The organism is uncultured Gemella sp. (assembly GCF_963519265.1).
GTDB lineage: Bacteria > Bacillota > Bacilli > Staphylococcales > Gemellaceae > Gemella.
Genome location: NZ_CAUQNQ010000007.1, coordinates 15,086 through 41,093, shown reverse-complemented (window position 1 = coordinate 41,093; position 26,008 = coordinate 15,086). Strand labels below are relative to the sequence as shown.

Here is a 26,008-nt window from a genome sequence, read left to right as displayed (position 1 = left end):
CATACTTCTACCGTGGAAGTAACCAAAGTTTAGATAATATTTTAATTTCTAAAAATATCAAGGATAAGGTAGTGTTCTCTCCTGTGCATATTAATGCTTCATTTATGGAAGAGCACGGACGTGCGTCTGACCACGATCCTGTAGTTGTTCAAATCGACTTTAGTAAGAAATCAGAGTCAACTACTCCAACTCAACCAGGGACATCAGGTACTCTACCAGGCACTCCAGGCGCTGAAACACCAGCCGACAAACCTGCCGATAAACCAGGTACTCAATTAGCAACTCAATCTGTTACATTATCAGATGGTCTAACAGTTAAGGTTGACTACGTTGATACAAAATTTGAAGGTGCTAAATTTGTAGCTGAAGAAATTACAGGTGCTGAAGCTGACAGAGTTAAAGGATTAGTAAAAGACTTAAATCCTAACCTAGAAGTAGTGAAAACATTAGAACTTCACTTCGAAAAAGACGGTAAAGAACTAAAAGCAACAGGTGAAGAACGTATAGTTACTCTAGCTTTAGCAGCTGGCAAAGGTAGAACACTAGAAGTATATCATGTTGATGGCAATACATTAACAAAAGTTGATAGCGACTACTCAAATGAAGTACTTACATTCAGAACAAATCACTTCAGTACATTTACTATAGTCTCTGCGCCAAAATCTGCTGGAACAACTTCAGAACAAGCTCCAGCATCAAAAGCTGAGTCAAAAACTGAAAAAGTATTACCAAACACAGGTATGAACTCTTCTAGTACAGAAGTAGCAGGATTAGGATTGATTGCTTTAGTTGGACTTGCAGTTAGACGTAAACTTTCTAAATAATTAATTAACAAGTGAATAGGGAATATAGTTTATAAGTAAAAAATATACGTATTATGGGGCTGACCCAAAAGTCCTAAATTTTAACAAAGTGTATATGAGAACTCATAGACGCAGTGGTTTATTGATATCTAAATTCGCTTTATAAAAGCTTTTTAGATATCTAATAAACTGTGCGGGGGTAACTCTACAAAATCGATTTCTTCGAAATCACGATTTTTGAGTCACTCCCACGTGCGTTATAGAGACTTGAGAATAAGATTTTATAAAATCATTATTTTCAAGTCTTTTTTTTAGAAGTAAGTATAATCATTAGAGAAAAAAGTCGAAATGTGTTAAAATTTTATAGTTAAGCAAAATAATGATTGAGAGGTATTAATCATGAAAACAGTGTTATTTATTGATAATCTTGAAGTATTTGCTAATCACGGATTATTCGAAGAAGAGAATAAGTTAGGTCAGAAGTTTATCTTTGACATAGAATGTGAGCTAAATTATAAGAATGCTATGTTCAGTGATGAAATGATGGATAGTATTAGTTATGCTGATATAGCAGAAGTTGTTGTAAAAACTGCTACGACTAATACATTTAATTTGCTTGAAAGATTAGCTGGAGAAATTTTAAAAAATATTTTTACTGAATTTCCTCAAATAGACAATATAAAATTAAAAATTAATAAACCAGGAGCACCGATAAAATATCATTTCGAAAAATGTGGTGTAGAAGTAAAAACGTCACGTGAGGAGTTTTATAACTTATAATGATTATACTAGCGTTAGGAACTAATATAGAACCAAGGGAACAGTATTTAAAAGATGCTTTAGCAAAAATAGAAGAAAATAATCTTAAGATTATTTTAGAGAGCAGTATTTATGAAACACCTGCATGGGGTGGAGTAGCTGATCAAAACTTCTTAAATATGTGCATAGAAGTAGAAACTTCGCTAGGAGCATATGAACTGCTATATACAATTCAAAAAATAGAACTTGAATTAGGTCGAGTTCGTAAGGAACACTGGGGTAATAGGACAATTGATATTGATATAATCATATTTGATGATTTAGTTTTTAATGATGATAGATTAATTGTTCCGCATAAATATATTCATGATAGAAACTTTGTTTTAGCTCCTTTAGTAGAAATGTACGGTACTATAGAAATAGCCGGAAAAAATATAAAAGAATCATTAGAGAAAATAACAGAACCTATAAGTGTATATAAAGAAAAATTGTAAAATGAAAGGATAAAGAATGTTTAAAATTAGAGAAGTAGAAATTCCAAATAGAGTTGTTTTAGCACCTATGGCAGGTGTGTGTAATGCTGCGTTCCGTTTAACAGCAAAAGAATTCGGGGCAGGATTAGTTTGTGCTGAGATGGTAAGTGATAAAGCTATTTTATTTAACAATAAAAAAACGATGAATATGCTATATATCGATCCAAGAGAGCGTCCACTAAGTTTACAAATTTTTGGTGGGGAGATTGACACATTGGTAGAAGCGGCAAAGTATGTTGATAAAAACACTGAAGCTGATATTATTGACTTAAATATGGGATGTCCAGTACCAAAGATTACTAAAGTTGATGCGGGTAGTAAATTACTTCTTGATCCAGATAAGGTATATGAAGTAATTGCACGACTAGTAGACTCTGTTTCTAAGCCTGTAACTGTAAAAATGCGCATGGGATGGGATGATGAGCATATTTATATAATGGATAATGCTAGAAATGCAGAGCGTGCAGGAGCTAGTGCGATAGCTATCCACGGAAGAACAAAAGTTCAAATGTACAGTGGTAAAGCTAACTGGGATGTTATTCGTGATGTAAAGAAAGAATTAAAAATTCCAGTAATTGGTAATGGGGATGTAACTTCACCAGAACTAGCGAAAAAGATGTTAGACGATACTAATTGTGATGCGGTAATGATAGGACGCGCAGCTCTAGGAAATCCTTGGATGTTATATCGTACTGTTAAATATCTAGAAACTGGTGAATTAACAGATGAGCCAAGCCCAAGAGAAAAAATTGATGTTTGTCTACTTCACTTAAGAAGACTTATGGAAATTAAACCTGAAAGAGTAGCCGTACATGAAATGAGAAAACATGCTGCATACTACATGAAGGGGATTAAAGGTGGAGCAAAAGTTAAAAAAGAATTAAATACTTTAAACTCATATGCAGAAATGGAAAATCTATTCGGAGAATTCTTGGATTATCTTGAATCTGGAATTGCTACTCCTAAAAAAGAAATAATTATTTAATGTATTGAATTATTATTTGTAATATTAGAGAAGAAGATATTATTTAATGTTTTCTTCTCTTTTTAATTTTCATAATAATAATATTTTCTATTATTTTTTAGAATCAAGAAAATTAAGGTGTGTACTGTATTAGAAGAGAATTATTTTTAAATTAATTAATGCACCATAATAGAAAACAATTAGATAAAAATATAATAACTGATATTCTAAACTTTAATAACTTAAAAAATTATCTAGAAAATAGTAATTCAATGTGTTATAATTAAGAAAAAGAAAACGTTTTAAAAGGTGAGGTAGTTATATATGACTAGAAAGGCGAAAATTATAGCAACTTTAGGAAATAGCACAGAAGAGCTATTAGAAGAAATCGTCGCTAAAGGTGCAGATGCTGTATTGATTGATACATATTATGGAAGTACAGATGAATGTGTAGCTAGAATTAATAAAGTAAAAGAATTAAGAGAAAAATTAGGAATAAATACTGCCATAATTTATGATTTAGATCATATTTATGCAGAAAGTAAATATAAATTAATAAAAATAGAAGAAGAAACTGTCCACTTCGCTTGTCAAAATGATGTGGATTTTGTTGCCTGTCCATTTGTTAGTAATCTTGATGAGATAAGAAAGGTAAAAGAAATTTTACATGCAAATGATAAAAAAGATATTGGATTAATCGTAAAAATTGACTGTAAAGAGGCATATGAAAATATAGATGAAATTATAAAATTTGCCGATTCTATCATGATTAATAGGGATGAGCTTGGTATGGAATTACCATATCAAAACTTACCAAGTATTCAAAAAGAAATTATAAGAAAAGCAAATGATGCAATTGTAGAGGTAATCTTAACAACTCAAATGTTACATTCTATGATTTATAATCCTAGACCTACACGTGCTGAGGTCTCAGATGTAGCGAATGCGATTATTGATGGTGTTGATGCTATCATGTTAATAGAAGAAACAGCTATAGGGAATTATCCAAAAGAGGCACTACAAACAGTTGATAAAATCATAAGTTATATTGAAACTCAAGATATAATTCTTGAAGATGAAGACGATGAGTATAAAAATCATAAGATGGATATTGCCCATGCAGTATCATTATCTACTAAATATTTAATAGATTCTATCGATGTAAATAATATTGTAACTTATACAAAATCAGGAAGTACAGCGAAATTTATCGCGAGATATAGACCGAAAGTTCAGATTTTAGCGGTAGTTCCATCTAAGCAAAAAGCAAGGAAGTTAGCTTTAACACGTGGTGTAACAACATTTATTGAAGAAAAAACTTTAACAATGGAGGAAATGCTAAGTTTAGCACCGAAATTCGCTAAGGAGTCAGGTTTAGCAAAAGAAGGGGATTATATTCTAATTACTGCAGGACAACCAGATTTTGGAAAAGATAATGTTCCACCGACTGATTTTTTAAATGTAAAAAAAGTTTAATAATGACAATTTATTAAAAGTCAAGGGGCTGGCCCAAAAGGCCTAGAATTTAACAAAGTTCATATGAGAACTCATAGGCGCAGTAGTTTATTGATATCTAATAAACTGAGCGAGGGTGACTCAAAAATCTTGTTTCTTCGAAATCACGATTTTCGGTTACTCCTTTTTTATAAAGTTTTCTAAAACGCGAAACTTTACATATTTTTTTGTAACTATATGGATATTATTTTGAAGAAATTTTGTAAAAACTATGATATAATTTAATTTGGAGTTTTGATATGAAGGTATAAATTTTAGAAAGGAAAATTTTTATGAAGAACAATAAATCACTTTTAAGTAATATTGTCAAGTATGTCTTACTACTTGTAATTGCAGTCGGTGGTGCATTTGGATTATATGAATACACGAATACAAAATCTAATGAGTCACAAGTTCGAGTTGAGCAAAAGATAAACTCAGCGCAGGAATCTAAGAAAAAAGATGAGTATATAGTAGATCAAGCTGAAAAAGATTATTTATCTAATAAATTTAAAGAATTAAAGGCAATAAATAATGAGGTTATCGGTTATATGTATGTTCCTGGAGATGGTAAGGATTCTCTAAAAGAGCCAATACTACAAACTACTAATAATTCAAAATATTTGGAATATGATATAAATAATAGACCAGCTCACTTACTTGGTGCAGTTTTTATGGATTTTGAAAATAAACCTGGATTAGACCAAGGCGATGTAAAATGGGTATTCGGACATGCTCGTGCAGGAATTGAGGAGAAGAAGATAACATTAGATACAAGAGTATTCAACAATATGAACTGGTTTGCTAAAAAAGATTATTTTGACAGTCATAGAGTTGTAGTTATGGAAACACCTGAGAGAAAATACTATTATGAAGTAACAGGAGTTAAAGTGGTTCATGAAGATACTAATCTTTATCAGATACCAACAACTGCTGATAAGAAGGAAATTTTTATTAATATGTTTAAAGATGGTGCAAGAAACTGGCTAGAGAATACCAAGATATCAGGTGAAGATAATATGACAGTATTTGCTACTTGTCGTTTAGATGATGTATCACTAAGAACATTAGTATTAGCTAGACAGGTTCCAGATAAAGAATTAAAAGAATTCTTAGAAAAAAATAAAGAATTATTAAATAGTTAATAATAAAAGGCACAACGTAAAAAATTCTGCGTTGTGCTTTTTTTAGTTTATATTATTTTTTGTTTCTTAAAATTGCGTAACTAACTAATGTAGAAATTAACATTAGTGTAGTAGTTATGAAAAATGGTGTTGTATATTTTTCTAAGTGTAGAGCTTCAGGTATTTTTGTAAGTACTACTGGAGTTAGAATTACACCGATATTACCACCAACTAAAATTATACTTGTCGCAAAGTTGATGAATTTATTTTCTAACTTGTTAGAAATATAGAAGAAGTTAAATGACATCGTTCCAACAAAACTGATTCCTATAAAGATAGCTGCGATATAGAATATAACAATATTATTTGTTAAAGCAAATAACACACTTCCAATTGTCATGAAACTTAACATAATTGGTAAAGTTAGATTTTTAAATTTCTTAACAAGAATACCGAAGATAATTCCTGAAAGAATACCACTTAAAGCAAGAATCGTTAATAGATTTCTAGCTACATCTGGTTGGTAGTGATATTTTTCTGCTAGTAGAGTAGGGATTTTAATAGTTGCTCCCATGTACGAAATTCCCACTAAAAATGTTAAAAGAGTTAGAATGATAGTCTCTTTGTGGAATTTAATACTAGCTTTTTTATTATTTACATTTTCGGCATTAGGCACAAACAATAGGAAAATTATAAGTATAGGAAGAGCTAGCGCATAAACTAAAAATGTATATTGAATACCGTAGATTAATAAATATCCAGAAATAAATGTAGTCAATGCTTTACCAATATTTAAGAATGCAGTTCTCAGTCCAATCATAGTACCACGGTAATTTTCATCAAAGAAGTCACTTATCATACTAATAGAAAGTGAATTAAATAATCCAATACCAGCCCCAAGGAAAAGTCTACTAATTAAAACAACTTTGAAGTTAGTAGTGAAGGCAGGTACAATACCAAAGATAAATATTAGTAATAGACCAAGAAGTACTGTATTTTTTTTACCAATAAATTTAATAACTCCGTTACTAAGAAGAACAAAAATTGTTATCATCATAGCAGGTATTGTAGCTAAACTCTCTACAGAAGCCAGACCTATATTAGGGTTACTTGCATGATAAAAATTATATAAGTTTGGAATTACTGGAGAAATAGCAAGGTGTGACATTAATAAAATTGAAATACTAAGTAATGAAAACTTAGCGAATGAATTTAATTTCATGTTTTATCTCCTTTTTTCTTAGAAAATTAATAGGGATGTCTCAAAAGTCCTAAAATTCAACAAGGTTCATATGAGAACTCATAGACGTAGTGGTTTATTGATATCTAAATTCGCTTTATAAAAGCTTTTTAGAAATCTAATAAAATGTGCGGGGTGACTCTAAAAAATCGATTTTTCCAAAATCATGATTTTTGAGTCACTCCCAAGTTATTATGAAAATCATACTATACCAGTATAAAAAAAATATTAAGTAAGGTCAAGTGAAGAGGAAATAGTATAAGTAAAGTAAGAAAACTACTAATCAATACTTGTTAATAGGAGAATTATAAGATAAAATAGAGATAACAATAATTATGGAAAGGTTTTGAGAAAATGGCAAAAGCAGAAATTAGAAGAATAGTAATGGATATGGTAGATGAAAACTGCTATATAGTATATAAAGATGGGCGAGGAGTTATTGTTGATCCAGGTGAAGGTTTCGATAGAATACAAAAAGCCGTAGATGAATTAAATGTAAAAATTGAAGCGATATTATTAACACATGCTCACTTTGATCACATTATGTCATTAGATGAGTGCAGAAAACACTACGGAGTGCCTGTATATATTTCAGGGCATGAACGTGACTGGTTACAAAATCCGGATTTTAACGGTTCAACATTGTTCCGTCTAAGAAGACCGCCTATGACTGATCCTGCAGAATTTGAATTTGAAGAAAACAAAAAATACGAAATTGCTGGTTTAAGTTTTACAGTTCTACCAACGCCAGGGCATTCTCCAGGCGGAGTATCATTTGATTTTGGTAAATTTGTAGTAGTTGGAGATGCATTATTTAGAAGCGGTTTTGGTCGTTATGATTTATATGGATCAGATTATGATGCCTTGAAAAATTCATTAGGAAATGTATTATTTAAGCTTGATGGTGCGAAAATAGTATATCCAGGTCATGGAGATGAAACCACGATTGAACGTGAACGAGGTCTAAATCTTATCGGTTGTTAATAAAAAAGGGAGGGATTTTATGAGAAAGTATATAGGAAGAATATACGTTGATTATTTTTTCTTTAATATTTGGGCAATATGTTTAACATGTGTTGTAGTAGCTTCTGTGATTTTTAAACTTATCGGTTTTGAAGAAGTGTTCGGTGTAGATATCTATATTATCCTATGGATAATATTAGGGTTAGTATTTTTAAATCATGTAATAGTTGTAATGTTAAGAGATAAGTATGAGTACAATACATTTTTTGAAATTACAGATGAACATTTTAAACTAGCTTCAACATTAATATATACATTCTTTAAGTTTGAGGAAGTAGCACCACTTAGGAATATACTAGATTACACAATTAAACAAAATATATTCTCGAAAAAATTCAATATTTACAAGATTAGTATAAACACTGGTTCAGAAAAATTAAGCTTTTATGTTTCTAAAAAAGATGTAGAACAGTTAGAAAACCTATTGTTAATTATACTAGAAAACAATCTTAATTATAGGAGGTATAAAGATGAAGAATATTAAAAAAAGTCGAGTACATCCTATGGTTATTATGGATTCTGTAATTACTGGATTTAGATTGTTTGGTATTTTTATGGTGCTGGCATTAAGAGAGCAGAGTTTGAAATATTATTTACTAGTTTTGGCAGGGATTCTTCTACTAATAGTAATAGGTATATTTGATTATTTCTTAAAAAGTTATGAAGTACGCGATGGTGCTCTAATTTACACAAAAGGAATAATAAATAAAGAAGCAAAAAATATAAATCTTGAAAATATCCAGTCAATAGACATGAGTTCTAACGTATTGTATCAAGCATTTAATCTGCTTTCGGTGGATATTAATCTTGTTGGAGGTAAAATTAGGATAAAACCTCTGAAGAAGGAAGTCGCATTAAATTTAATTGATATACTAAGAGAATTAAAACAAGATGCATCTGAAGATATAGCTTCAGATCAAGAAGAAAAAGTACAGGAGTCTCAAAAAGAAATACTAAGATTATCTGTTAAAGATCTTGCATTTTATGGATTGCTTAGGGTTAGGTTCTTTGCAGCTTTAGGGTTGATATTAGCATTAAATGGTAAGATTCGAGATGTATTCAAATATCTCTTCGACAATGAAGCTTATTTTGACGAACTTCTTCAAAAAAATGCTAAGTCAGTCGCGGGAAATATAACAGCCATATTTATAATAATTGGGGTATTTATGATTTTAGTAGTAATTGCATCAATTGTTCATACGATTGTAAAATATTATAACTTTATCCTTACGACAAAAGATAATAATTTACTATGTAAATATGGATTGTTAAATAAAAAATCATTAGTTATTGATATTGACAGAATTCAAAGTGTAAAATTGATATATCCTTTGCGTTATCGTTTCTTCGGACTTGCGAAATTATCTGTTGAAACCTTGACTAATAACGTATCAGAAGATTTAAGTGAGCAAAAATCTACGATAGATGTCTTACCGCTAGTAAAAAATGATTTTGCGCAAAATTTTGTGAAAAATAATCTAGGTATTGATTTAGAGCACTATGAAAGTTTAGAAAGTGAGAAAATACAACGAAAAGCAAGGATGGTAATGTATCGTTGGAGCCTGTTTAATTGTAGTTTTTTACCGATAATAGTATTTGCAATATTGTACTTTGCTAATATTGATTTGAAGCTAGAGTATAAAGTTTTGAGTTCGCTTGCTCTATATCTTATCTTAGTTTCGTATAGTGTTTTAGTTAAAAACTATATGTTGAAATATAACGAGCTTTCTTATGATAGACATTACTTTAAGAATACGTTTATGAGACAATTGACAATAATAACAGAATTTATTAAAGTAAAAAAAGTAGGAACAATTAATAGTAGGACGAACTATTTTATGAATAAAAGAAATCTTGCTCATATATCAATAAATTCTATTGGGGTAAACTCAGATATTAAGTTGAAATATTATGATAGAGGATACAAAGAAAAATTAGAAAGAGATTTTATAGTTTCGGAGGTAGGTCATGAGTAGAATATTTGAAAAAAAATTGTGTAATTTACCACAGAGATCTGTACAATATATAAGAATACACTTTGGGATATATGCTCTAGTTCTCTTATCACCAGTTATTGGTAAAAGTGTATATGACTATTTTAAAACTGAAATAAATTATAAATTTCTTGGTTTAGGTATATTAGCGATATTAACAATATATGTTATAGTAGCTTTAGTTATTCCGCCTTTAGTAATTAGAAATTATTCTTATGAGATAGATGATATGGGAGTGTCGGAAGTTGAAGGAGTATTTTTCAAGAGTAAAAAAACTTTACCATATAACACTATTCAAGATGTTACTGTAAATACGGGACCTATCTTAAATAAGTTTAAACTGGCTAATATACAAGTAACTGGAATATATAGCAAATTATCGATTGATTGTCTGCCTATTGAAGAAGCGGAGAAGTTAAAAGAAAAAATTCTTAGTGAAAGAAGTAAATACAATATTGAATATTGATTTTACTATATCATTTTTACTTTATCGTTTGACAAATTAGAAAAAGTATATTAAAATCAATTATGCTGATAAAAGAAATATAAATACTTATCAAGAGTGAGTGAGGGATAAGGCCCGTTGAACTCCAGCAACCTAATCAATTGATTAAGGTGCTTTCCTTAGCAAAGTTTACTTTGAACGATGAGGTAATGAATTAAGACCTTGTCTATAAGATAAGGTCTTTTATTTTTATAATTAAAAAGATATTAAGGCTCTAGAGGAGATTTGTATTAATATCAGACAAAAATATTTTAGGAGAAAGAAATGAGCAAAACATATTTATTTACATCAGAATCAGTAACAGAAGGACATCCAGATAAAATCGCTGACCAAGTGTCAGATGCGATTTTAGATGCGATTTTAGAACAAGATCCATACGGGCGTGTAGCTTGTGAAACTTGTGTAAACACAGGATTAGCAGTACTTGTAGGAGAAGTTTCTACAACAGCAAATGTCGACTTCCAACAAATTGTACGTGACACAATCAATGAAATTGGCTACACTGATCCTAATAAAGGGTACTCAGGTGATCATATTTCAGTACTTGTTGGTTTAGATAAACAATCTCCAGATATTGCACTTGGAGTTGATAATTCATTAGAAACAAAACAACAAAAAGAAGAAAATGAAGTAGGTGCTGGAGACCAAGGGCTTATGTTCGGATTTGCAACTAACGAAACACCAACATTTATGCCACTACCAATTTACCTTAGTCAAAAACTTTCAAAACAATTAGCAGAAGTTAGAAAAAATGGAACTCTTACATACTTAGGCCCAGATGGAAAAGTGCAAGTGACAATCGAATACGATGTGAACCACAAAGTTAATAGAATTGATACTATCGTAGTTTCTACACAACATGATGCAGATGTAACTCAAGAACAAATCCATGCTGATATAAAAAAATACGTAATCGAGCCATGTTTAGATAAAAATTTATTAGATGAAAATACTAAATACTTTATCAATCCAACAGGAAGATTCGTAATTGGTGGACCAGTTGGTGATGCTGGGCTTACAGGACGTAAAATTATCGTTGATACATACGGTGGATTCTCTCGTCACGGTGGGGGAGCATTTAGTGGTAAAGATGCAACTAAAGTAGATAGATCAGGAGCTTATATGGCTAGATACATTGCCAAAAATATTGTAGCAAGTGGTATCTGCGATAAAGCAGAAGTACAATTAGCTTACGCAATTGGAGTAGCGCATCCAGTATCAATTTTTGTAGAAACATTTGGAACATCAAAAGTTGATGAAGGAGATATCGTTAAAACTATTAAAGAAGAATTCCGTTTAACACCAAATGGAATTATCGAAACTTTAGATTTAAGAAAACCAATCTTCAAGAAAACAGCAGCTTACGGACACTTTGGACGTGAAGATGTAGAATTCACTTGGGAAAGAACTGACAAAGTAGAAGCATTTAAAAAATTATTAAAATAGATTATTAAAGCGTAGATTGGGATAAACCTAATTTACGCTTTTTAATTATTGGAAGTTAGATTTTTATGCATTGTGAAAGTCTTTTAATTGCAAAAAAATCTTTTATGTAGTTTAATATAATTAAGGACAAAAAGTGAATAAAATATGTATAAATTGTGGAGGTAATTATGAACCTATATGAACAAATAGGAGAAGAGAAGATTGATGAGTTAGTTATGCATATGTATGACGATATTATACCTAATGACGATAGAATTAATCTTTTATTTAATGATGGATTTGATAAAATTAAAATAGAGCAAAAACGATTTTTCAGATTATTCTTAGGGCAACCAGGTCATTCAATCTTTGCTACACCAGATCTTAGAAAAAAACATATGAAACTGCCTATTTCGATAAAAGAAGCAAAATATTGGCTTGAGGACTTTGAACTGGCGCTGGACAGAATAGATATAGACCCTGCAATTAAAAAATTCTTTAGTCAAAAAATTAATTCTTTAACAATGCAAATGATAAATACAATTTAAAATATTAATACCTCTCTACTGAAATTAATAAAATCAGTAGAGAGGTTATTATTTATGCGACAACTTCATCTTCATCTGATCTAGAGAATATTTCTCTAAGTGTTTCAGGAGAAGTAGTAGAAACAAATTTTATTGAAGATTTTATATTGTAAAGGAATGCTTCATCCTTATGTATTCTGTTGGCAGTTAATGCTCCTTGAATACTAGTGAATAACCATTCACTAACGGGATTACAAACATCTTCTGGTAGATTTCTATCAAATAGTCCATCAGCAAGAAGTAAACGCCAATTTTCTAATATATCACTACATTTTTCAGCGATTATTGGAGAAAGTTCTGCAGTCTCCATCGCTAATAATGTAAGAGAAAAACCACTACGTTTACATGCTTTACCTTTTGATATAAAAAGATCAAAGACAGTTGTTAAATACTCCTCTAAAGTCCCTAACTTAGGAGAAATTGTTTTAAACTCTTTTTTTACATTGCTGTTGATTTTATCCAAAGCTTCTAGATAAATCTCATCTTTTCCTTTTGGAAAATAGTAATATACGCTTCCTTTAGGGGCTTTAGCTTTTTTTATGATATCCTGAACACTTGTCAGAGAATAGCCCTTAGTTCAAACGTTTTGGACAGTTGTTAAAATAATGTTTTCTTTTACTTTATTATTTAACGTCATGTCATTCACTCCCTTGCTTTATCTTTATAATTTTATTATACAATTTTATGATACTAAAATCAATATTGTATAACAAAAATTTTTTATTTTACTTGAATATACAAATGTTATATTATAAGCAATGATAACGTATAGAAATAAAATATTGATATAATTATAATTTGGGGAAAATGTAATAATATAAAAATTATAGTATAATAATTTATGGTAAATCAAAAGTTCTATGTAGTGCGCGATAATTATGATTATTTTAAAGGTTCTTCTTTGCAATATTTGTATTTAATGGACTTTTATAGTAAAATATAACATGATATTCAATAAGGAGACTGGTATGTTAAAAAAGAAAATGTTTCAACTTTGTGTTGAATTAACTAATGGAAATATGAGTTCAAAAGCTCTAAAAAAATTAACAAAATCTAATCTAAGTCGATTAATGATTCAACCTTTCGCTAAGGTATATGATATTAATACTGATGAAATTTTAGATGAAATTGATGATTTTAAAAATTTAAATGAATTTTTTATTAGAAAGTTACGCCCAGATGCTCGTCCAATTAATCAGGATGAAGACTCACTAGTAAGTCCTACTGATGGTGTTATTTCAGAAATAGGTGTTATAGGCGAAGACAGTACATTTGTTGTGAAAAATCAAGTTTATAATGTTCAAACTTTGGTAGGAGATAGTGAATTAGCAGACAAATATAAAGATGGTACATATATGATAATATATCTAAGTCCAAAGAATTATCACCGTATTCACTTTCCTATGAATAGTCAGGTAAAGGATGCATATAGTCTTGGTAAATATTCTTATCCAGTTAATAATCTTGGTTTAGAATTAGGAGATAATATATTAAGCTATAACTACAGACAAGTATATAGACTTAATGGGAAAATAAATTATACATTAATTCCTGTAGGAGCCCAAAATGTTAATTCTATAATTCCGACGTATGAGAGTATTTATGTGAAAAAAGGGGAAGAGTTAGGGTACTTTGAGTTTGGTTCAACAGTAGTATTACTGTTTGAAAAAGATAACGTAATCTTAGAGGAAAACTTAGAGAATAAAGAAATCAAGATGGGAGAGAAAATAGCTACTATTTTATAGGCTATTGGTAAAAGAAAATGGTACTAAAAAGATATTTTTCACCAGATGATTTTATAGAAAAGTATGAGTTTATTGATGTTGAGTATATGAATATGCACAACAAAAAAGTTATTATTTCAGATTTAGATAATACTTTAATATCATGGGATAGTAAGAAAGATACTAAAGAATTAAATAAATGGCTAAAGAAGATGAAAAAAGCTGGTTTTGATATTATTGTTGTCTCTAATAATACAGAAGAACGTGTTGAAGAATTCTGTAAAAAATTAAATCTTCAATATGTAGCTGGAGCTAAAAAACCTCTAACAATTGGTTTCAAAAGAGCATTGAAAAAGTTAAATAGGAAACCAGAAGAAGCTATTATATTAGGAGATCAAGTACTAACAGATGTACTAGGAGCTAAAAGTTTTGGAGCTATGAGTGTTTTAGTTAAACCAATTTCTAAGACGGATGCATTTAAAACTAGAATTAATAGATTTTTTGAAGCATTGATAATTCAAAATTTAACAAGAAGAAAGAAATTTCCTAAAATGAAAAAAGTAGGATATAGATTAAAACATAAGAAAGAAAATGGAGGCAATATTGAGTAATAAAGTTTATTGTATTGGTTGTGGAGTTGAGATTCAGAGCGAAGACCAGAACAAACAGGGTTATTTGCCGAAGAGTGTGGTAGAAAAAAGTATTGATGGCAATCTTGTTTGTAAAAGATGTTTCAGGTTAAAAAACTATAATGAAGTATCTGATGTGCAACTAGGAGCTGAAGATTTTTATCAACTTATCAAAACATTATCAAAAAAAGATGCATTAATAGTAAAAGTAGTAGATATTTTTGACTTTTCTGGAAGTTGGATTGAAGATGTGGTTGATATTGTAGGAAACAATAAAGATATCGTACTTGTAGCTAATAAGTTAGATTTATTACCTAAATCTGTTAAACCTAATAAAGTTAAACAGTGGTTATTTAAAATGCTAAAAGCTAAGGGGATAAAAGTTATAGATATTCTTCTAATTAGTGCGATAAAAAATCAAGGTGTTGAAGAAGCTGCAAGTCGTATAGATGAACTTCGCAGAGGCAAGGATGTTTATATAGTAGGAGCTACGAATGTTGGTAAATCTACATTTATTAATAAACTTATTGAGCTTACAACAGGGGATAAGAATGTTATTACAACTTCTCATTTCCCGGGCACAACATTAGGAATGATAGAGATACCTTTAGACCGTGCTACTAGTATTTACGATACACCAGGTATTATTCTGAATTATGATATAGCTCATTATCTTGATGCGCAAAGTTTAAAATTAGTAATGCCTAAAAAAGAGATTAAGGCTCGCGTATTCCAGTTAAATGCTAAGCAAAGTTTATTCTTTGGTGGTATGGCTCGAATGGATTTTGTAGAAGGTGAGCGTCAAAGTTTCACATTATATGCATCTAATTTAGTAGAAATCCATCGTACAAAATTAAGTAATGCAGATCAATTATTTAAAAAGCACTTGGGAACATTATTAAAACCACCGTTTGAAGATAATATTTCTATTTTCAACAATCAAGTTAAGAAAAGTTTCACTATTGACAGTAGAAAGATGGATATTGTGATTTCTGGATTAGGATGGATTACTGTTAACAGCGATAGTGGATGCAAGATTGATATTCATGTACCAGAAGAAATCGAAGTATTTGTACGTGAATCGATAATATAGTAAAAGAAAAGAGGATAAGATGTTAAAAGGAAAACAAAAAAGACAATTAAGAGCATTAGCTCATCATTTATCGCCAATTTTCCAGGTAGGGAAATCAGGTGTAAATAGTGATATGATTCAAGGAATTAGAGATGCATTGGAAAAACGTGAATTATTGAAAGTAAGTATTTTACAAAACTGTGAGGAAGATAAAGATGAAGTTGCAAAAATTTTATCAGAACGTACTTCATCTGAATTAGTTCAAGTAATTGGACATACTATTGTATTATATAAACAAAGTTCTAAAGAAAAGTATAGAAAAATTGAGTTGGTGAAATAAGATGTCAATTGCGCTTTATGGTGGTAGTTTTGATCCGATTCATATTGGTCATTTAATTACAGCCGAAACTGCACTGGATACTTATGATTTAGAAAAAGTTATTTTTATTCCTTCGTATATTACGCCATTAAAAGGTAGAAAACTAGAAGCTAGTGATAAAAATAGATTTGAAATGACAAAATTAAGTACTAAAGGTAACCTAAAGTTTGAAGTAAGTGACTATGAAATATCAAATGAGGCTGTAAGTTATAGTTATAATACCGTTAAGTATTTTAGTGAATTGTATAAAAATAAAAAAATCTATTTTATTATTGGAACAGATAGAGCCAAAGACTTAAAAAAATGGTATAATATAGGAGAACTATCAAAACTTGTAACATTTATTTTTGTTGCTCGTGATGAAGAGGATTTATATAAAGTAGTAGAAGGGGATGCTTTTTATGAATCTATTAATTACGAGATTATGAAATCACCGATAATTGAGATAAGTTCTAGTTTAATTAGGAAAAATTTAAAAAACAAGAAAAGTATTAAGTATATGATTACGGATGAGTGTAGGTCATATATAGAGGAGTTGAGTTTATATGGAATATCAAGAAATTCAAAATAAAGTGAAAGAAATATTACCAGAAAAAAGATACGAACACACATTAAGAGTTGTGGAAGTAGCGAAACATTTAGCAAAAGTTCATGGAGCAAACGAAGAAAGAGCAGCATTAGCAGCATTAGTGCATGATGTTTGTAAACCGATGGATGAAGTATTAATGAAAAAATATGTAATTTTACATAATTTAGATGGAAAACTATTAGACTATCCAGTAGAAGTTCTTCACGGACCTGTAGCAAGTGCATTTATCGAAGAAGAATTTGGTATAGCAGATGAAGAAGTTAAACTTGCTGTTGCTAACCACACATTCGGTAGAAAGCACATGACATTATTAGAGAAAATAATCTTCATAGCTGACTATACTGATCCACAAAGGAAACACCCACATTTAGCTGAGGTTACAGAAGTATCTCAGTATGACTTAGATGAAGCGGTAAGACTTGCTGCTAAGTATACGTTAGTTTATTTAATCGATAATGATGAAAGAATTTATCCATCATTACTAGAGTGTTATAACTATTATAATATTAAAAACTACCGTGTTGGGTTTAAAGAAAAAAATAAAGATAAAATTTTAACTGATGAAAAAACAATTACGATTAGAAATAAGAGTGAGGCTCACTTCAAAAAGGGTGATTTATTAGAAGCTACGACTTATGAAGATCCTGATACAGTGTTTGCCACATTAGAAGTTGATTTAGTTAAACCTGTAACAAGAGATACTTTAACAGAACGTTATGCTAAATATTATGGTGTTACTCTAGATGAATTAATCGATAAACTAGCTAAAAGATACCCAGAAGATGATGTACTTTATGTGGTAATGTTCCATATTATAAAAAAATAAAATAAAGAAAGAGGATGAAAATGGAAGTAGAAAACTTATTAAAAGTTGTTGTAGATGCATGTGATGATAAACATGGTTATGATATCGTTGCTTATGATTTAACTCAAGCAGGAGTGTTATATGACTATTCTGTAATTTGTCACGCACCTACAAACAGACAAGTAGAAGCAATTGCACAAGAAGTAAGAGAACAAGTATTAGAAAATGGTGGAGAAATTCATAGCACAGAAGGTCTAAGAGAAGCTAAATGGATTCTTATGGACTTAGGTGATGTTGTAGTAAACATTATGACTCGTGACGATAGAGAATACTATGAATTAGATGCACTATTTGAGAAATATCCTATAAAAGGTGTATAATATGTACGAAAATTTAAGTATTGTTTATGATAAACTGATGGATGTCGACTACGATGCTTATAAAAATATTATTGATCAAGAATTAGAAGATAGAGAAAATCTTCTAGTTCTTGATTTAGGTTGTGGTAGTGGTGCAATGCTACCAACTCTAAAAAAATATGGAGAAGTATTTGCAGTAGACAATAGTGAACAAATGTTAGCGATAGCTAGTGAAAAAATTCCTGGTTGTAATTATTTTGCGATGGATTTATTAGAAATTTCATCGTTAAATATGGAATTTGATTTTGTATTAAGCGCATTTGATGTATTTAATTATTTATCGGATTTTGAAGAGTTTAAACTAGGATTAAAAGAAGTGTACTCATCTTTAAGAGAAGGTGGAAAATTTATATTTGATATCCACACTCCCAAAAAAGTTACGGATATGTTAGAAAAACAAGTTTTCGGTTATGAAGATGAGGAAATTAGTTATCTGTGGTTTACATATGAAACAGAAAATCCTCTGGAAGTGGAGAGTGAACTGTCGTTCTTTATAAAAGAAAACAATGGTTTATATAAAAAACTAGAACAGTTTCACTCGCAAAGAACTTACGAAATTGAAAGTGTTCTTGCTGAAGTTAAAAATATTGGATTTAAAGTTAAAGATTATTTCTGTGATTTTGATAAAAACAATAAAAAATATGCTGAATCAGATAGAATAATTTTTGTTTTGGAGAAGTAGTATGGCAGTTGATTTTAAAAAAACTCTTAAGCATTTATATGCTCCTAAGACTAAACCAAGTATTGTTAATATAGAGAATGCTAATTATATTGCAGTTAGGGGAAGTGGGGACCCGAATGATGATAATAGATTTCACCATGAAATTTATATTTCTGATGTGAGAAAAACTGCACCTGAAAAGCTTAAAATAGTTATTAGACATCCAATTAGGAAAAAATCTTAAACTTGATTCTAGTCTTTCTAGAATCAAGTTTTTTATGAATTGACATTATATGATTAAAATAGTATTATAGTTACAGATGTAACTGAGAAAAAAGGATGATAATAAATGGAAATTAATATTTCGGAAGCGGAATGGGAAGTAATGCGAGTAGTTTGGAGTAATAAAGAAACTACAAGTAAGTTTGTAATTGATACTCTAGGTGAAAAAAAGTCTTGGACACCTTCTACTATTAAAACCCTACTATCAAGATTAGTAGAAAAAGGATTTTTAGAAACTAGAAAACAAGGGAATAAATTTTTATATTCAGCAAAATGTGTTGAAGATGAATGTTTAGATATATTAACACAAAATTTTTTAGAGAGAATTTGTGAAAGAAGAACTCATATTATAGTAAAAAATATAATAGAAACTGATAATTTAAGTAAAAGTAATATAGATGAAATTATAGAGTTGTTGAAAGAAAAAAGAAAGACAGCAGATGAGATTATTACGTGCAAGTGTCTAAAAGGACAATGTAGCTGTGCTGCAAAACACGGATAAGAGAGGGATATTAAATGGAAAATGGTAAACAAAAGATATTAATAACGGGTGCTTCAAGTGGACTAGGTCGTGAATTGGCTCATCAATATGCACAAAAGGGTAATGTGGAATTAATATTGGTGGCTCGTAGAAAAGAAGCACTGGAAAAAACTGCTAAAAAATGTGAAGGTTTTGAGAATGTAAAAACTAGAGTCTATAGTGTGGACATCGGTTCTCAAGATCAAGTTGAGCAACTTCTTTCAGCAGTTGATGATGTAGATATCCTTGTAAACGGTGCTGGTTATGGTATTATGAAAGATTTTAGTGAGTTTTGTGATGCTGATGTAGTAAACATGTTTGATACAAATGTTATAGGAACTATTCAACTAACTACTGAAGTTGCTAAAAGAATGAGAGAAAAAAAATCTGGAACTATTGTAACTATAGCTTCACTAGCCGGTAAAATAGCAACACCAAAGAGTTCTGTTTATTCAGCAACTAAATTTGCTCTAATTGGATATTTTAATTCTTTACGTTTAGAACTAAAAAAAGATAATGTCCATGTTATGACTGTAAATCCTGGTCCAGTTGCGACAAATTTCTTTAATATTGCAGATGAAGATAAGAGTTATCAGAAAGCGATGGGTGGTAAAACATTAACACCGAAACTTGTTGTTAGTAAAATAATAAAAGGAATAGAGAATAAAAAACGTGAAGTAAATTTACCGTTTAAACTAGTTTTAGCTGTTAAAATTAGTCAATTATTCCCAAGATTAAGTGACAGAATGCTTTTAAGAATGTTTAAATAAATAGATTGAAGGGGCTGACCCAAAAGTCCTAGATTTAAAAAAAGTTTGCAAGAAAACTCATAGACGTAGTGGTTTATCGATATCTAAAATTGCTTTATAAAAGGTTTTTAGATATCTAATAGACTGTGAGGGGTGAATCAACAAAATCTTGTTTCCCAGGAATCATGATTTTTGAGTCACTCCCTTTTCTTTTATTAAGGTTTTATTATATATACCTTCATTGTTAAGATTAAATTATAAAAAAACATTGACAAGGGTTTCTTATCTTGATATACTTAAATCACAATAAAAAATTACACTTTGAAAAGAAGAGTAGTAGTTGATGTTTGCTTAGAGAGTCTCGGTGGGTGAAATGAGATCAAAGATGATACTATGAAGATGGTCTTTTCGTGTTAGTAGTTGAATAGTTAAACTACTACGGGATAGCCCGATACAGCAAGGAGTATCAAAAAGATATTTTGGTACTTTTTGAGATAGTATTTGTGAAAATACTATAAATCAAGGTGGTAACACGTCTATAGATACGTCCTTGTGGAAGTTAATAGCTTCTACAAGGGCTTTTTTCTTTGTGTAGGAAAAGTGAGGTAAATTTTATGAAAAATAATAATAAAAAAATAACAAAAGTTGTTAGTTCTAGTTTAGCTTTAACATTATTACTAGCAGGTTGTGCTACTAATCAAAATAAGAAAACAGGGGATATTACAAAACCATCGGTTGAATTTAAAACTTTGGTTCAAAATGATGGAAATGCGGTATCAGATAGTCATTTAAAAGTAGGAATCTTATCAGCAGATCCACTTACAGGAATGTTTAATCCAATATTCTTCTTACAAGCAACGGATTATTATGTTATGAGGGATACAATGCTATATACTTTTGCATTGGATAAAGACTACAGATTAAAACAAGATGATAATGAAGCTCCTGCGAAATTCCATTTAGATAAAGAGAAAAAAGAAGCAACAATTACTTTAAGAAAAGATCTGAAATGGAACAATGGGGAAGATGTTACTTCTGATGATATTATTGCCACATATAATTTAATGGGGAATCCTAAATATGTAGAAAATATCAGATATTCTTCTGACTATGAAGTAATCGAAGGAATGAAAGAATATCACGAAGGTAAAGCTCCATCAATTAAAGGTATAGAGAAAAAAGATGATAAGACAGTCGTAATTAAATATACAGATGTTAGACCATCATTGCTATGGGGTAATGGTTTTATCACTACATTCTTGAATAAAGCACAGGTTGAAGAAGCATCTAAAGATTTTGCTAAATTTTCTGGTGCTAATCTAAATACAAAACCACTATCATATGGACCTTATTACTTAGACAAACAGGTTAATGGAGAAAGTGTTCTAGCTAAACAAAATCCTCATTTCTTTAATAAAGATAAAGTAAAAGTAAAAGAAATAGAATTTAAAGCTGTGTCACCATCACAAGCGGCATCAGTTATTAAAAATGGAGATGTAGACTATATTCGTTCTCTAAGTCCAAATATCTGGGAAGGGATAAAAGATTCTAAAAATGGTGATGTTTTAGGTCAGACTGATCTTTATGTGTCATACGTAGGATTTAAATTAGGTAAATTTGATAAAAAAGAAGGAAAAGTTCTAACTGATACAAGTGGAAAATTAGGCGATGCTAAATTAAGACAAGCTTTTGGATACGCAGTAGATTGGGATCAAATTAATGATAAACTATTTAAAGGATTAAGATATACACCAACTGGTTCAGGCTTCTTCCCACCTAGAATAGAATTAGCAGTTAACCCTAATGGTAAGAAATTCAAAAAAGATGTAGAAAAAGCTAAAAAATTATTAGATGAGGCAGGATATAAAGATACTGATGGAGATGGATTACGTGAAAACAAAAATGGTGAAAAATTAGTGTTTAATTATGCTGCAAGAAATACTGGTAGTGATTTAGATCAAGCGTTAGCGGATAATTTCATTAAATCATGGAAAGAAGTAGGTCTTGATGTTAAATTGGTAGATGGTAAATTATTATCACCAAAAGATTGGTCAACAAGAGTACAAGCAGACGATCCTTCTATTGATATTTTCCAAGGAGCATGGGGATTCTTTAATAATCCAAACCCTAACTATATAGCAGGTGGAACTTCTAAATTAAATTTACCTAGATATATAGATGAAACTCTAGCGAAAGATTTAGAAGCGATTGATTCAAAAGATTCATTTGATGATAATAAAATAAAAGAAGCGTTTAATAAATTTGATAATGACTTTGCTGAGGTTGCGCCATGGTTACCTTTGAGCTGGAGCACAGATATAGTATGGGTCAATAAACGAGTGAAAAATATAGATCTTAAAAAATATAATACTTTTGAACAACAATTCTACGAACTTGAATTAACTTCAGATAAAGGTATTAAAAGCTAAATATAAATAAGTACATGCGTTATTTAAGAAGATAAGACTTATGAATAAAGTTTAAATGTTGAAAGCTAGGTATAGTAATTCACGGCTGGCTGGAATCATGATATAATAACTTTATAATCTAATAAAAAATATGTTGAGCGACTTAATAAAATTAATTCCTAAGGAATTGCAATTTTTGAGTCGCTCTCTTTAAAGGATTATTCTCCCTAAATATTATACAAATTTTTAAAAAAATAAAATAAAGGTCTTTATCAAAATAAATTATGAAATAATAATATTTTATAAGAATTATTGTACTGATAATAAATATTATTGAATGGAAAAATTTTCTTAAATATGGTAAAATAAAGTATTGAGAAATCAACGATTAAATTTCTAATGAAAGAGATTAAAGGAGATTATATGATTAATAAATTAGGATGGAAAATTGGTGGAGAACAAGGTGAAGGGCTAGAAAGTACAGCCGAAATCTTCTCTACAGTAATAAATACACTAGGTTACCACATGTATTCTACAAGAGACTTCGCAAGTAGAATTAAAGGTGGACACAGTAATAGTAAAATTTGTATTTCAGAAGAAAGAATTAATGTTATTGACTATAAGACAGATATTCTTATAGCCTTTGACCAAGCAACATTAGATAGTTATATCCCAGAATTGGATGAAAACAGTATTATTATTGCGGACGCTAAAATTAAACCAGAAATTTCAGAAGAAATTAAAGGATTAGTTGCGGTATTCCCAATTACTGATTTAGCAAAAGAAATTGCAAATCCAATTATTAAAAACATTATCACACTTGGAATTTGTTCAGCATTATTAGATATTGATTCAAAAATATTCTACGATATGATTGAAGCAAAATTCTCTAGTAAAGGTGAAGAAATCGTAAATACTAATATTCAAGCCTTCGATAAAGGTCGTGAGATTATGAATGATTTCATGGCTGAAAATAATATTAATGACAAGTATTATCTAAAAAAATTAAATCCAACTCACAAAAATATGTGGTTAGTTGGTAACCATGCAGCGGGTCTTGGTGCACTAGCGGCAGGATGTAGAATGTATGCAGGATATCCAATTACACCAGCTACGGAAATTATGGAATATTTATTTGATAAACTTCCACTAGTAAATGGTGCATATATCCAAACAGAAGACGAGATTGCAGCGTTAGGTGTAGCTATTGGAGCTAACTTCGCAGGTGTTCGTGCTATGACAGCTACTTCAGGACCTGGTATCTCATTAATGACTGAGTTCTTAGGTATGGCAGCGATGGCAGAGCAACCAGTTGTTATAGTCGATGTTCAAAGGGGTGGACCGTCTTCAGGACTTCCGACAAAAACTGAGCAATCAGATATTTTCCACGCAGTTTATGGTGGGACAGGAGATGCATCTCGTATTGTATTAGCTCCAACATCTGTAGAAGATTGTTTCTACACTATGATTGATGCATTCAATATGGCAGAAAAATACCAAACGCCTGTTATTGTCTTAATGGATTTACAATTAGGTATGAACAAAGCTACAGTACCTAACTTTGATTTTAGTAAGGTTCAAATAGATCGTGGAAATCTATTGAAACAAGAAGAAATCACTGAGGAAGATATTATTTACTTCAAACGTTATGCGACAGATGTATTAGTTTCGAATAGAACTATTCCAGGTCAAAAAGGAGGGATTCATAATGCGAACAGTTATGAGCACTCGGTTGTAGGATTACCTTCTGAAGTTAAACGTAATACAGTACGTCAAAAAGAAAAACGTTCTAATAAGATAGAATCTGCATTAGTAGAGAAACCATTTGAACTAAATGAATATAATGAGGAAAAAGATATTTTATTAGTAGGTGTAAACTCAACATATGGAGTTCTAAACAAAGCGGCTAAGCAATTGCAAGAACAAGGTATGAAGATTGATACTATGCATATTCGTCAAATTTATCCAGTGGCTCAGCCTATTCGTGATGCATTTGATAAATACAGAAAAATATATATCGTCGAGCATAACCACAACAAACAGTTGCGTACGGTAATTGCAAGTAAATATCACAATTCAGAAAAAATTGGTAGTTTACTAAAATATGATGGAGACATCTATTATACTCACGAACTTGTTGAACAATTACTAGAGGAGGAGAAATAATTTGAAAGTAACATTAAAAGATTATAAAAACGATGTTAAGCCCGATTGGTGTGCCGGTTGTGGAGACTTCTCGGTACTTGCGGGTATAAATAGAGCTGTTGTAAATCTAGGGATTAAACCTGAGAATGTCGTAATCTCTGCAGGGATTGGATGTTCTGGGAAAATTAGTGGATATACAAAAGCATACGGAGTTCAAGGGTTGCACGGACGTTCACTACCGGTTGCTCAAGGGATAAAACTGGCTAACCAAGACTTAACAGTTTTCGCTATGGGTGGAGATGGTGATGGATATGCTATCGGAATTGGGCATGCTGTTCACGCTATGAAACGTAACGTAAACATGACATATGTAGTAATGGATAACCAACTTTATGCCTTAACAAAAGGTCAAATGTCGCCTAAATCTGATGAAGGCTTAATAACTACGACAACCTTAGAAGGTGTAATGGAAAAACCATTATCAGCTATGAAAATTGCCTTATCTTGTGAAGTTACATTCTTAGCACAAGCATTCACTGGTGATATGAAAGAAATGATGCAAATCTTCGAAGAAGCTGTTAATCATGATGGATTCTCACTAGTTAACGTGTTCAGCCCATGTAAAACATATAACTACAAAAATACACCAGCGTGGTATAAAGAACACTTAACAAAACTTTCTGATATCGAAGGTTATGATAATACTAATAAATTAGAAGCGTATAGAGTCTTAGAAGAATATAATGACCTTGTAACAGGGGTAATCTATAAAAATGAGAAAAAACCTCATTACGAAGACACTTTACGTAATTATAAACGAGATGAACCTATTGCTCATCAAAACCTAGAACTTAGTGAGGAATTATTTAACTCGTTATGTGATGAATTCAGATAAGAGGTAAAATATGAAAATTAGAAAAATATTATTACCATTAGCTGCAGCTTATGCTGGGTATAAAGTTTATCAAAAAACAGAAGAGCAAGAATTAAATAATGATTACATAGATAGGTGTAGAAACAAATTAATCGCATTAGGTTATGATGTTATAGATAGCTATACGCTAAACTTAAAAGAAAATTCATATTTAATGTTCTATTTTGAAAATGACAATATCGAGTATGAAGTACGTTATGATAAAGAAAGTGAAACAATAGAGTACATAAAAGAGGTATAA

Annotated in this window: 29 protein-coding genes, 1 pseudogene, 1 riboswitch and 1 other annotated feature; of the genes and pseudogenes, 27 read left to right on the top strand and 3 right to left on the bottom strand. The window is 30.4% G+C overall.

The annotated features are described in order from the left end of the window. The 6 genes from RWN11_RS01905 to srtB form a co-directional block, all read left to right on the top strand. A partial coding sequence (locus RWN11_RS01905; protein WP_314160113.1) for an LPXTG cell wall anchor domain-containing protein occupies positions 1-824 on the top strand: 824 nt, incomplete at its 5' end. Positions 825-1,202: 378 nt separating this feature from the next. After that, the gene (gene folB / locus RWN11_RS01900) at positions 1,203-1,583 is read left to right on the top strand and encodes a dihydroneopterin aldolase (RefSeq protein ID WP_314160110.1); all 381 of its coding nucleotides are present in this window, start codon (positions 1,203-1,205) and stop codon (positions 1,581-1,583) included. Continuing rightward, entirely contained in the window at positions 1,583-2,056 is a 474-nt protein-coding gene (gene folK, locus RWN11_RS01895; protein WP_314160109.1) for a 2-amino-4-hydroxy-6-hydroxymethyldihydropteridine diphosphokinase, read from the top strand. The genes folB and folK overlap by 1 nt, the downstream gene beginning before the upstream one ends. A 16-nt stretch (positions 2,057-2,072) precedes the next feature. Next, positions 2,073-3,080 (top strand): tRNA dihydrouridine synthase DusB, encoded by a 1,008-nt coding sequence (gene dusB / locus RWN11_RS01890; RefSeq protein WP_314160108.1) that lies wholly within the window; start codon positions 2,073-2,075, stop codon positions 3,078-3,080. Positions 3,081-3,383: 303 nt separating this feature from the next. Further along, the gene (locus tag RWN11_RS01885) at positions 3,384-4,535 is read left to right on the top strand and encodes a pyruvate kinase (protein WP_314160107.1); all 1,152 of its coding nucleotides are present in this window, start codon (positions 3,384-3,386) and stop codon (positions 4,533-4,535) included. A gap of 311 nt (positions 4,536-4,846) precedes the next feature. Further along, positions 4,847-5,698: a class B sortase, LPKTxAVK-specific gene (srtB, locus tag RWN11_RS01880; protein ID WP_314160105.1), complete on the top strand. Its 852-nt coding sequence runs from the start codon at positions 4,847-4,849 to the stop codon at positions 5,696-5,698. A gap of 52 nt (positions 5,699-5,750) precedes the next feature. Here the strand turns inward: srtB and RWN11_RS01875 are convergent, their stop codons facing one another. Then, positions 5,751-6,899 carry an MFS transporter gene (locus RWN11_RS01875; protein WP_314160104.1) on the bottom strand — a complete coding sequence of 383 codons (1,149 nt, stop codon included), beginning with the start codon at positions 6,897-6,899 and terminating at the stop codon, positions 5,751-5,753. Between the two features lie 372 nt (positions 6,900-7,271). Here RWN11_RS01875 and RWN11_RS01870 point away from each other — a divergent pair, with 372 nt between their 5' ends. The 6 genes from RWN11_RS01870 to RWN11_RS01845 all read left to right on the top strand — a co-directional run bounded on the left by RWN11_RS01870 (position 7,272) and on the right by RWN11_RS01845 (position 12,412). Continuing rightward, the gene (locus RWN11_RS01870; RefSeq protein ID WP_314160103.1) at positions 7,272-7,901 is read left to right on the top strand and encodes an MBL fold metallo-hydrolase; all 630 of its coding nucleotides are present in this window, start codon (positions 7,272-7,274) and stop codon (positions 7,899-7,901) included. Positions 7,902-7,920: 19 nt separating this feature from the next. Further along, entirely contained in the window at positions 7,921-8,424 is a 504-nt protein-coding gene (locus tag RWN11_RS01865) for a hypothetical protein (protein ID WP_314160102.1), read from the top strand. Beyond that, the gene (locus RWN11_RS01860; protein ID WP_314160101.1) at positions 8,411-9,916 is read left to right on the top strand and encodes a PH domain-containing protein; all 1,506 of its coding nucleotides are present in this window, start codon (positions 8,411-8,413) and stop codon (positions 9,914-9,916) included. The genes RWN11_RS01865 and RWN11_RS01860 overlap by 14 nt, the downstream gene beginning before the upstream one ends. After that, complete coding sequence (locus RWN11_RS01855; RefSeq protein WP_314160100.1) at positions 9,909-10,400, top strand: PH domain-containing protein; 492 nt, start codon at positions 9,909-9,911, stop codon at positions 10,398-10,400. Before RWN11_RS01860 ends, RWN11_RS01855 begins: the two co-directional genes overlap by 8 nt. Positions 10,401-10,484: 84 nt before the next feature. Next, positions 10,485-10,587: riboswitch (SAM riboswitch) on the top strand. Positions 10,588-10,703: 116 nt separating this feature from the next. Continuing rightward, complete coding sequence (metK, locus tag RWN11_RS01850; protein ID WP_314160099.1) at positions 10,704-11,885, top strand: methionine adenosyltransferase; 1,182 nt, start codon at positions 10,704-10,706, stop codon at positions 11,883-11,885. A gap of 155 nt (positions 11,886-12,040) precedes the next feature. Next, positions 12,041-12,412, top strand: coding sequence for a protozoan/cyanobacterial protein, globin family (locus RWN11_RS01845; protein WP_314160098.1), 372 nt, complete (start codon positions 12,041-12,043; stop codon positions 12,410-12,412). A 52-nt stretch (positions 12,413-12,464) separates the two neighbouring features. Here the strand turns inward: RWN11_RS01845 and RWN11_RS01840 are convergent, their stop codons facing one another. Beyond that, positions 12,465-12,914, bottom strand: coding sequence for a hypothetical protein (locus tag RWN11_RS01840; RefSeq protein WP_314160097.1), 450 nt, complete (start codon positions 12,912-12,914; stop codon positions 12,465-12,467). A 12-nt stretch (positions 12,915-12,926) separates the two neighbouring features. Beyond that, a pseudogene (locus RWN11_RS08260) lies at positions 12,927-13,013 on the bottom strand (TetR family transcriptional regulator); the annotation flags it as partial. A gap of 406 nt (positions 13,014-13,419) precedes the next feature. Here RWN11_RS08260 and RWN11_RS01835 point away from each other — a divergent pair. From RWN11_RS01835 to RWN11_RS01765, 15 genes are all read left to right on the top strand, one after another. Beyond that, positions 13,420-14,196: a phosphatidylserine decarboxylase gene (locus tag RWN11_RS01835; protein ID WP_314160096.1), complete on the top strand. Its 777-nt coding sequence runs from the start codon at positions 13,420-13,422 to the stop codon at positions 14,194-14,196. Positions 14,197-14,213: 17 nt separating this feature from the next. After that, positions 14,214-14,786 carry a YqeG family HAD IIIA-type phosphatase gene (locus RWN11_RS01830; RefSeq protein WP_314160095.1) on the top strand — a complete coding sequence of 191 codons (573 nt, stop codon included), beginning with the start codon at positions 14,214-14,216 and terminating at the stop codon, positions 14,784-14,786. Beyond that, positions 14,779-15,897: a ribosome biogenesis GTPase YqeH gene (gene yqeH / locus RWN11_RS01825; RefSeq protein ID WP_314160094.1), complete on the top strand. Its 1,119-nt coding sequence runs from the start codon at positions 14,779-14,781 to the stop codon at positions 15,895-15,897. The genes RWN11_RS01830 and yqeH overlap by 8 nt, the downstream gene beginning before the upstream one ends. A gap of 19 nt (positions 15,898-15,916) precedes the next feature. After that, on the top strand, positions 15,917-16,216 hold the full coding sequence (gene yhbY / locus RWN11_RS01820; RefSeq protein WP_003147122.1) for a ribosome assembly RNA-binding protein YhbY: 300 nt from the start codon (positions 15,917-15,919) through the stop codon (positions 16,214-16,216). Between the two features lies 1 nt (position 16,217). Continuing rightward, a complete protein-coding gene (gene nadD, locus RWN11_RS01815; RefSeq protein ID WP_314160093.1) occupies positions 16,218-16,826 on the top strand; it encodes a nicotinate (nicotinamide) nucleotide adenylyltransferase in 609 nt (202 codons plus the stop codon). Continuing rightward, positions 16,801-17,670 (top strand): bis(5'-nucleosyl)-tetraphosphatase (symmetrical) YqeK, encoded by an 870-nt coding sequence (gene yqeK, locus RWN11_RS01810; RefSeq protein WP_314160092.1) that lies wholly within the window; start codon positions 16,801-16,803, stop codon positions 17,668-17,670. The genes nadD and yqeK overlap by 26 nt, the downstream gene beginning before the upstream one ends. 20 nt (positions 17,671-17,690) lie before the next feature. Continuing rightward, positions 17,691-18,029 carry a ribosome silencing factor gene (gene rsfS / locus RWN11_RS01805; RefSeq protein WP_004264102.1) on the top strand — a complete coding sequence of 113 codons (339 nt, stop codon included), beginning with the start codon at positions 17,691-17,693 and terminating at the stop codon, positions 18,027-18,029. A gap of 1 nt (position 18,030) precedes the next feature. Continuing rightward, positions 18,031-18,750: a methyltransferase domain-containing protein gene (locus RWN11_RS01800; RefSeq protein ID WP_314160091.1), complete on the top strand. Its 720-nt coding sequence runs from the start codon at positions 18,031-18,033 to the stop codon at positions 18,748-18,750. Position 18,751: 1 nt separating this feature from the next. Beyond that, entirely contained in the window at positions 18,752-18,973 is a 222-nt protein-coding gene (locus tag RWN11_RS01795) for a hypothetical protein (protein ID WP_314160090.1), read from the top strand. A 105-nt stretch (positions 18,974-19,078) separates the two neighbouring features. Then, on the top strand, positions 19,079-19,513 hold the full coding sequence (locus RWN11_RS01790; RefSeq protein WP_314160089.1) for a CopY/TcrY family copper transport repressor: 435 nt from the start codon (positions 19,079-19,081) through the stop codon (positions 19,511-19,513). A gap of 14 nt (positions 19,514-19,527) precedes the next feature. Then, on the top strand, positions 19,528-20,301 hold the full coding sequence (locus RWN11_RS01785; protein WP_314160087.1) for an SDR family oxidoreductase: 774 nt from the start codon (positions 19,528-19,530) through the stop codon (positions 20,299-20,301). Positions 20,302-20,592: 291 nt separating this feature from the next. Then, positions 20,593-20,835: a binding site (T-box leader), on the top strand. Positions 20,836-20,894: 59 nt separating this feature from the next. Beyond that, on the top strand, positions 20,895-22,709 hold the full coding sequence (locus tag RWN11_RS01780; protein ID WP_314160086.1) for an ABC transporter substrate-binding protein: 1,815 nt from the start codon (positions 20,895-20,897) through the stop codon (positions 22,707-22,709). A gap of 402 nt (positions 22,710-23,111) precedes the next feature. Continuing rightward, positions 23,112-24,854 carry a 2-oxoacid:acceptor oxidoreductase subunit alpha gene (locus RWN11_RS01775; RefSeq protein WP_314160085.1) on the top strand — a complete coding sequence of 581 codons (1,743 nt, stop codon included), beginning with the start codon at positions 23,112-23,114 and terminating at the stop codon, positions 24,852-24,854. Between the two features lies 1 nt (position 24,855). Then, positions 24,856-25,728 (top strand): 2-oxoacid:ferredoxin oxidoreductase subunit beta, encoded by an 873-nt coding sequence (locus RWN11_RS01770; RefSeq protein WP_314160083.1) that lies wholly within the window; start codon positions 24,856-24,858, stop codon positions 25,726-25,728. A gap of 10 nt (positions 25,729-25,738) precedes the next feature. Next, positions 25,739-26,008 carry a hypothetical protein gene (locus RWN11_RS01765; RefSeq protein WP_314160082.1) on the top strand — a complete coding sequence of 90 codons (270 nt, stop codon included), beginning with the start codon at positions 25,739-25,741 and terminating at the stop codon, positions 26,006-26,008.

Excerpts from the sequence above, each read along its gene's own strand:
- RWN11_RS01885 (WP_314160107.1), top strand. The coding sequence starts at position 3,384 with ATGACTAGAAAGGCGAAAATTATAGCAACTTTAGGAAATAGCACAGAA.
- yhbY (WP_003147122.1), top strand. The coding sequence starts at position 15,917 with ATGTTAAAAGGAAAACAAAAAAGACAATTAAGAGCATTAGCTCATCAT.
- RWN11_RS01865 (WP_314160102.1), top strand. The coding sequence starts at position 7,921 with ATGAGAAAGTATATAGGAAGAATATACGTTGATTATTTTTTCTTTAAT.
- nadD (WP_314160093.1), top strand. The coding sequence starts at position 16,218 with ATGTCAATTGCGCTTTATGGTGGTAGTTTTGATCCGATTCATATTGGT.
- rsfS (WP_004264102.1), top strand. The coding sequence starts at position 17,691 with ATGGAAGTAGAAAACTTATTAAAAGTTGTTGTAGATGCATGTGATGAT.
- RWN11_RS01790 (WP_314160089.1), top strand. The coding sequence starts at position 19,079 with ATGGAAATTAATATTTCGGAAGCGGAATGGGAAGTAATGCGAGTAGTT.
- RWN11_RS01875 (WP_314160104.1), bottom strand. The coding sequence starts at position 6,899 with ATGAAATTAAATTCATTCGCTAAGTTTTCATTACTTAGTATTTCAATT.
- RWN11_RS01795 (WP_314160090.1), top strand. The coding sequence starts at position 18,752 with ATGGCAGTTGATTTTAAAAAAACTCTTAAGCATTTATATGCTCCTAAG.
- metK (WP_314160099.1), top strand. The coding sequence starts at position 10,704 with ATGAGCAAAACATATTTATTTACATCAGAATCAGTAACAGAAGGACAT.
- RWN11_RS01870 (WP_314160103.1), top strand. The coding sequence starts at position 7,272 with ATGGCAAAAGCAGAAATTAGAAGAATAGTAATGGATATGGTAGATGAA.
- RWN11_RS01765 (WP_314160082.1), top strand. The coding sequence starts at position 25,739 with ATGAAAATTAGAAAAATATTATTACCATTAGCTGCAGCTTATGCTGGG.
- srtB (WP_314160105.1), top strand. The coding sequence starts at position 4,847 with ATGAAGAACAATAAATCACTTTTAAGTAATATTGTCAAGTATGTCTTA.
- RWN11_RS01855 (WP_314160100.1), top strand. The coding sequence starts at position 9,909 with ATGAGTAGAATATTTGAAAAAAAATTGTGTAATTTACCACAGAGATCT.
- RWN11_RS01830 (WP_314160095.1), top strand. The coding sequence starts at position 14,214 with ATGGTACTAAAAAGATATTTTTCACCAGATGATTTTATAGAAAAGTAT.
- dusB (WP_314160108.1), top strand. The coding sequence starts at position 2,073 with ATGTTTAAAATTAGAGAAGTAGAAATTCCAAATAGAGTTGTTTTAGCA.
- yqeK (WP_314160092.1), top strand. The coding sequence starts at position 16,801 with ATGGAATATCAAGAAATTCAAAATAAAGTGAAAGAAATATTACCAGAA.
- RWN11_RS01800 (WP_314160091.1), top strand. The coding sequence starts at position 18,031 with ATGTACGAAAATTTAAGTATTGTTTATGATAAACTGATGGATGTCGAC.
- folB (WP_314160110.1), top strand. The coding sequence starts at position 1,203 with ATGAAAACAGTGTTATTTATTGATAATCTTGAAGTATTTGCTAATCAC.
- RWN11_RS01785 (WP_314160087.1), top strand. The coding sequence starts at position 19,528 with ATGGAAAATGGTAAACAAAAGATATTAATAACGGGTGCTTCAAGTGGA.
- RWN11_RS01835 (WP_314160096.1), top strand. The coding sequence starts at position 13,420 with ATGTTAAAAAAGAAAATGTTTCAACTTTGTGTTGAATTAACTAATGGA.
- RWN11_RS01780 (WP_314160086.1), top strand. The coding sequence starts at position 20,895 with ATGAAAAATAATAATAAAAAAATAACAAAAGTTGTTAGTTCTAGTTTA.
- RWN11_RS01775 (WP_314160085.1), top strand. The coding sequence starts at position 23,112 with ATGATTAATAAATTAGGATGGAAAATTGGTGGAGAACAAGGTGAAGGG.
- folK (WP_314160109.1), top strand. The coding sequence starts at position 1,583 with ATGATTATACTAGCGTTAGGAACTAATATAGAACCAAGGGAACAGTAT.
- RWN11_RS01860 (WP_314160101.1), top strand. The coding sequence starts at position 8,411 with ATGAAGAATATTAAAAAAAGTCGAGTACATCCTATGGTTATTATGGAT.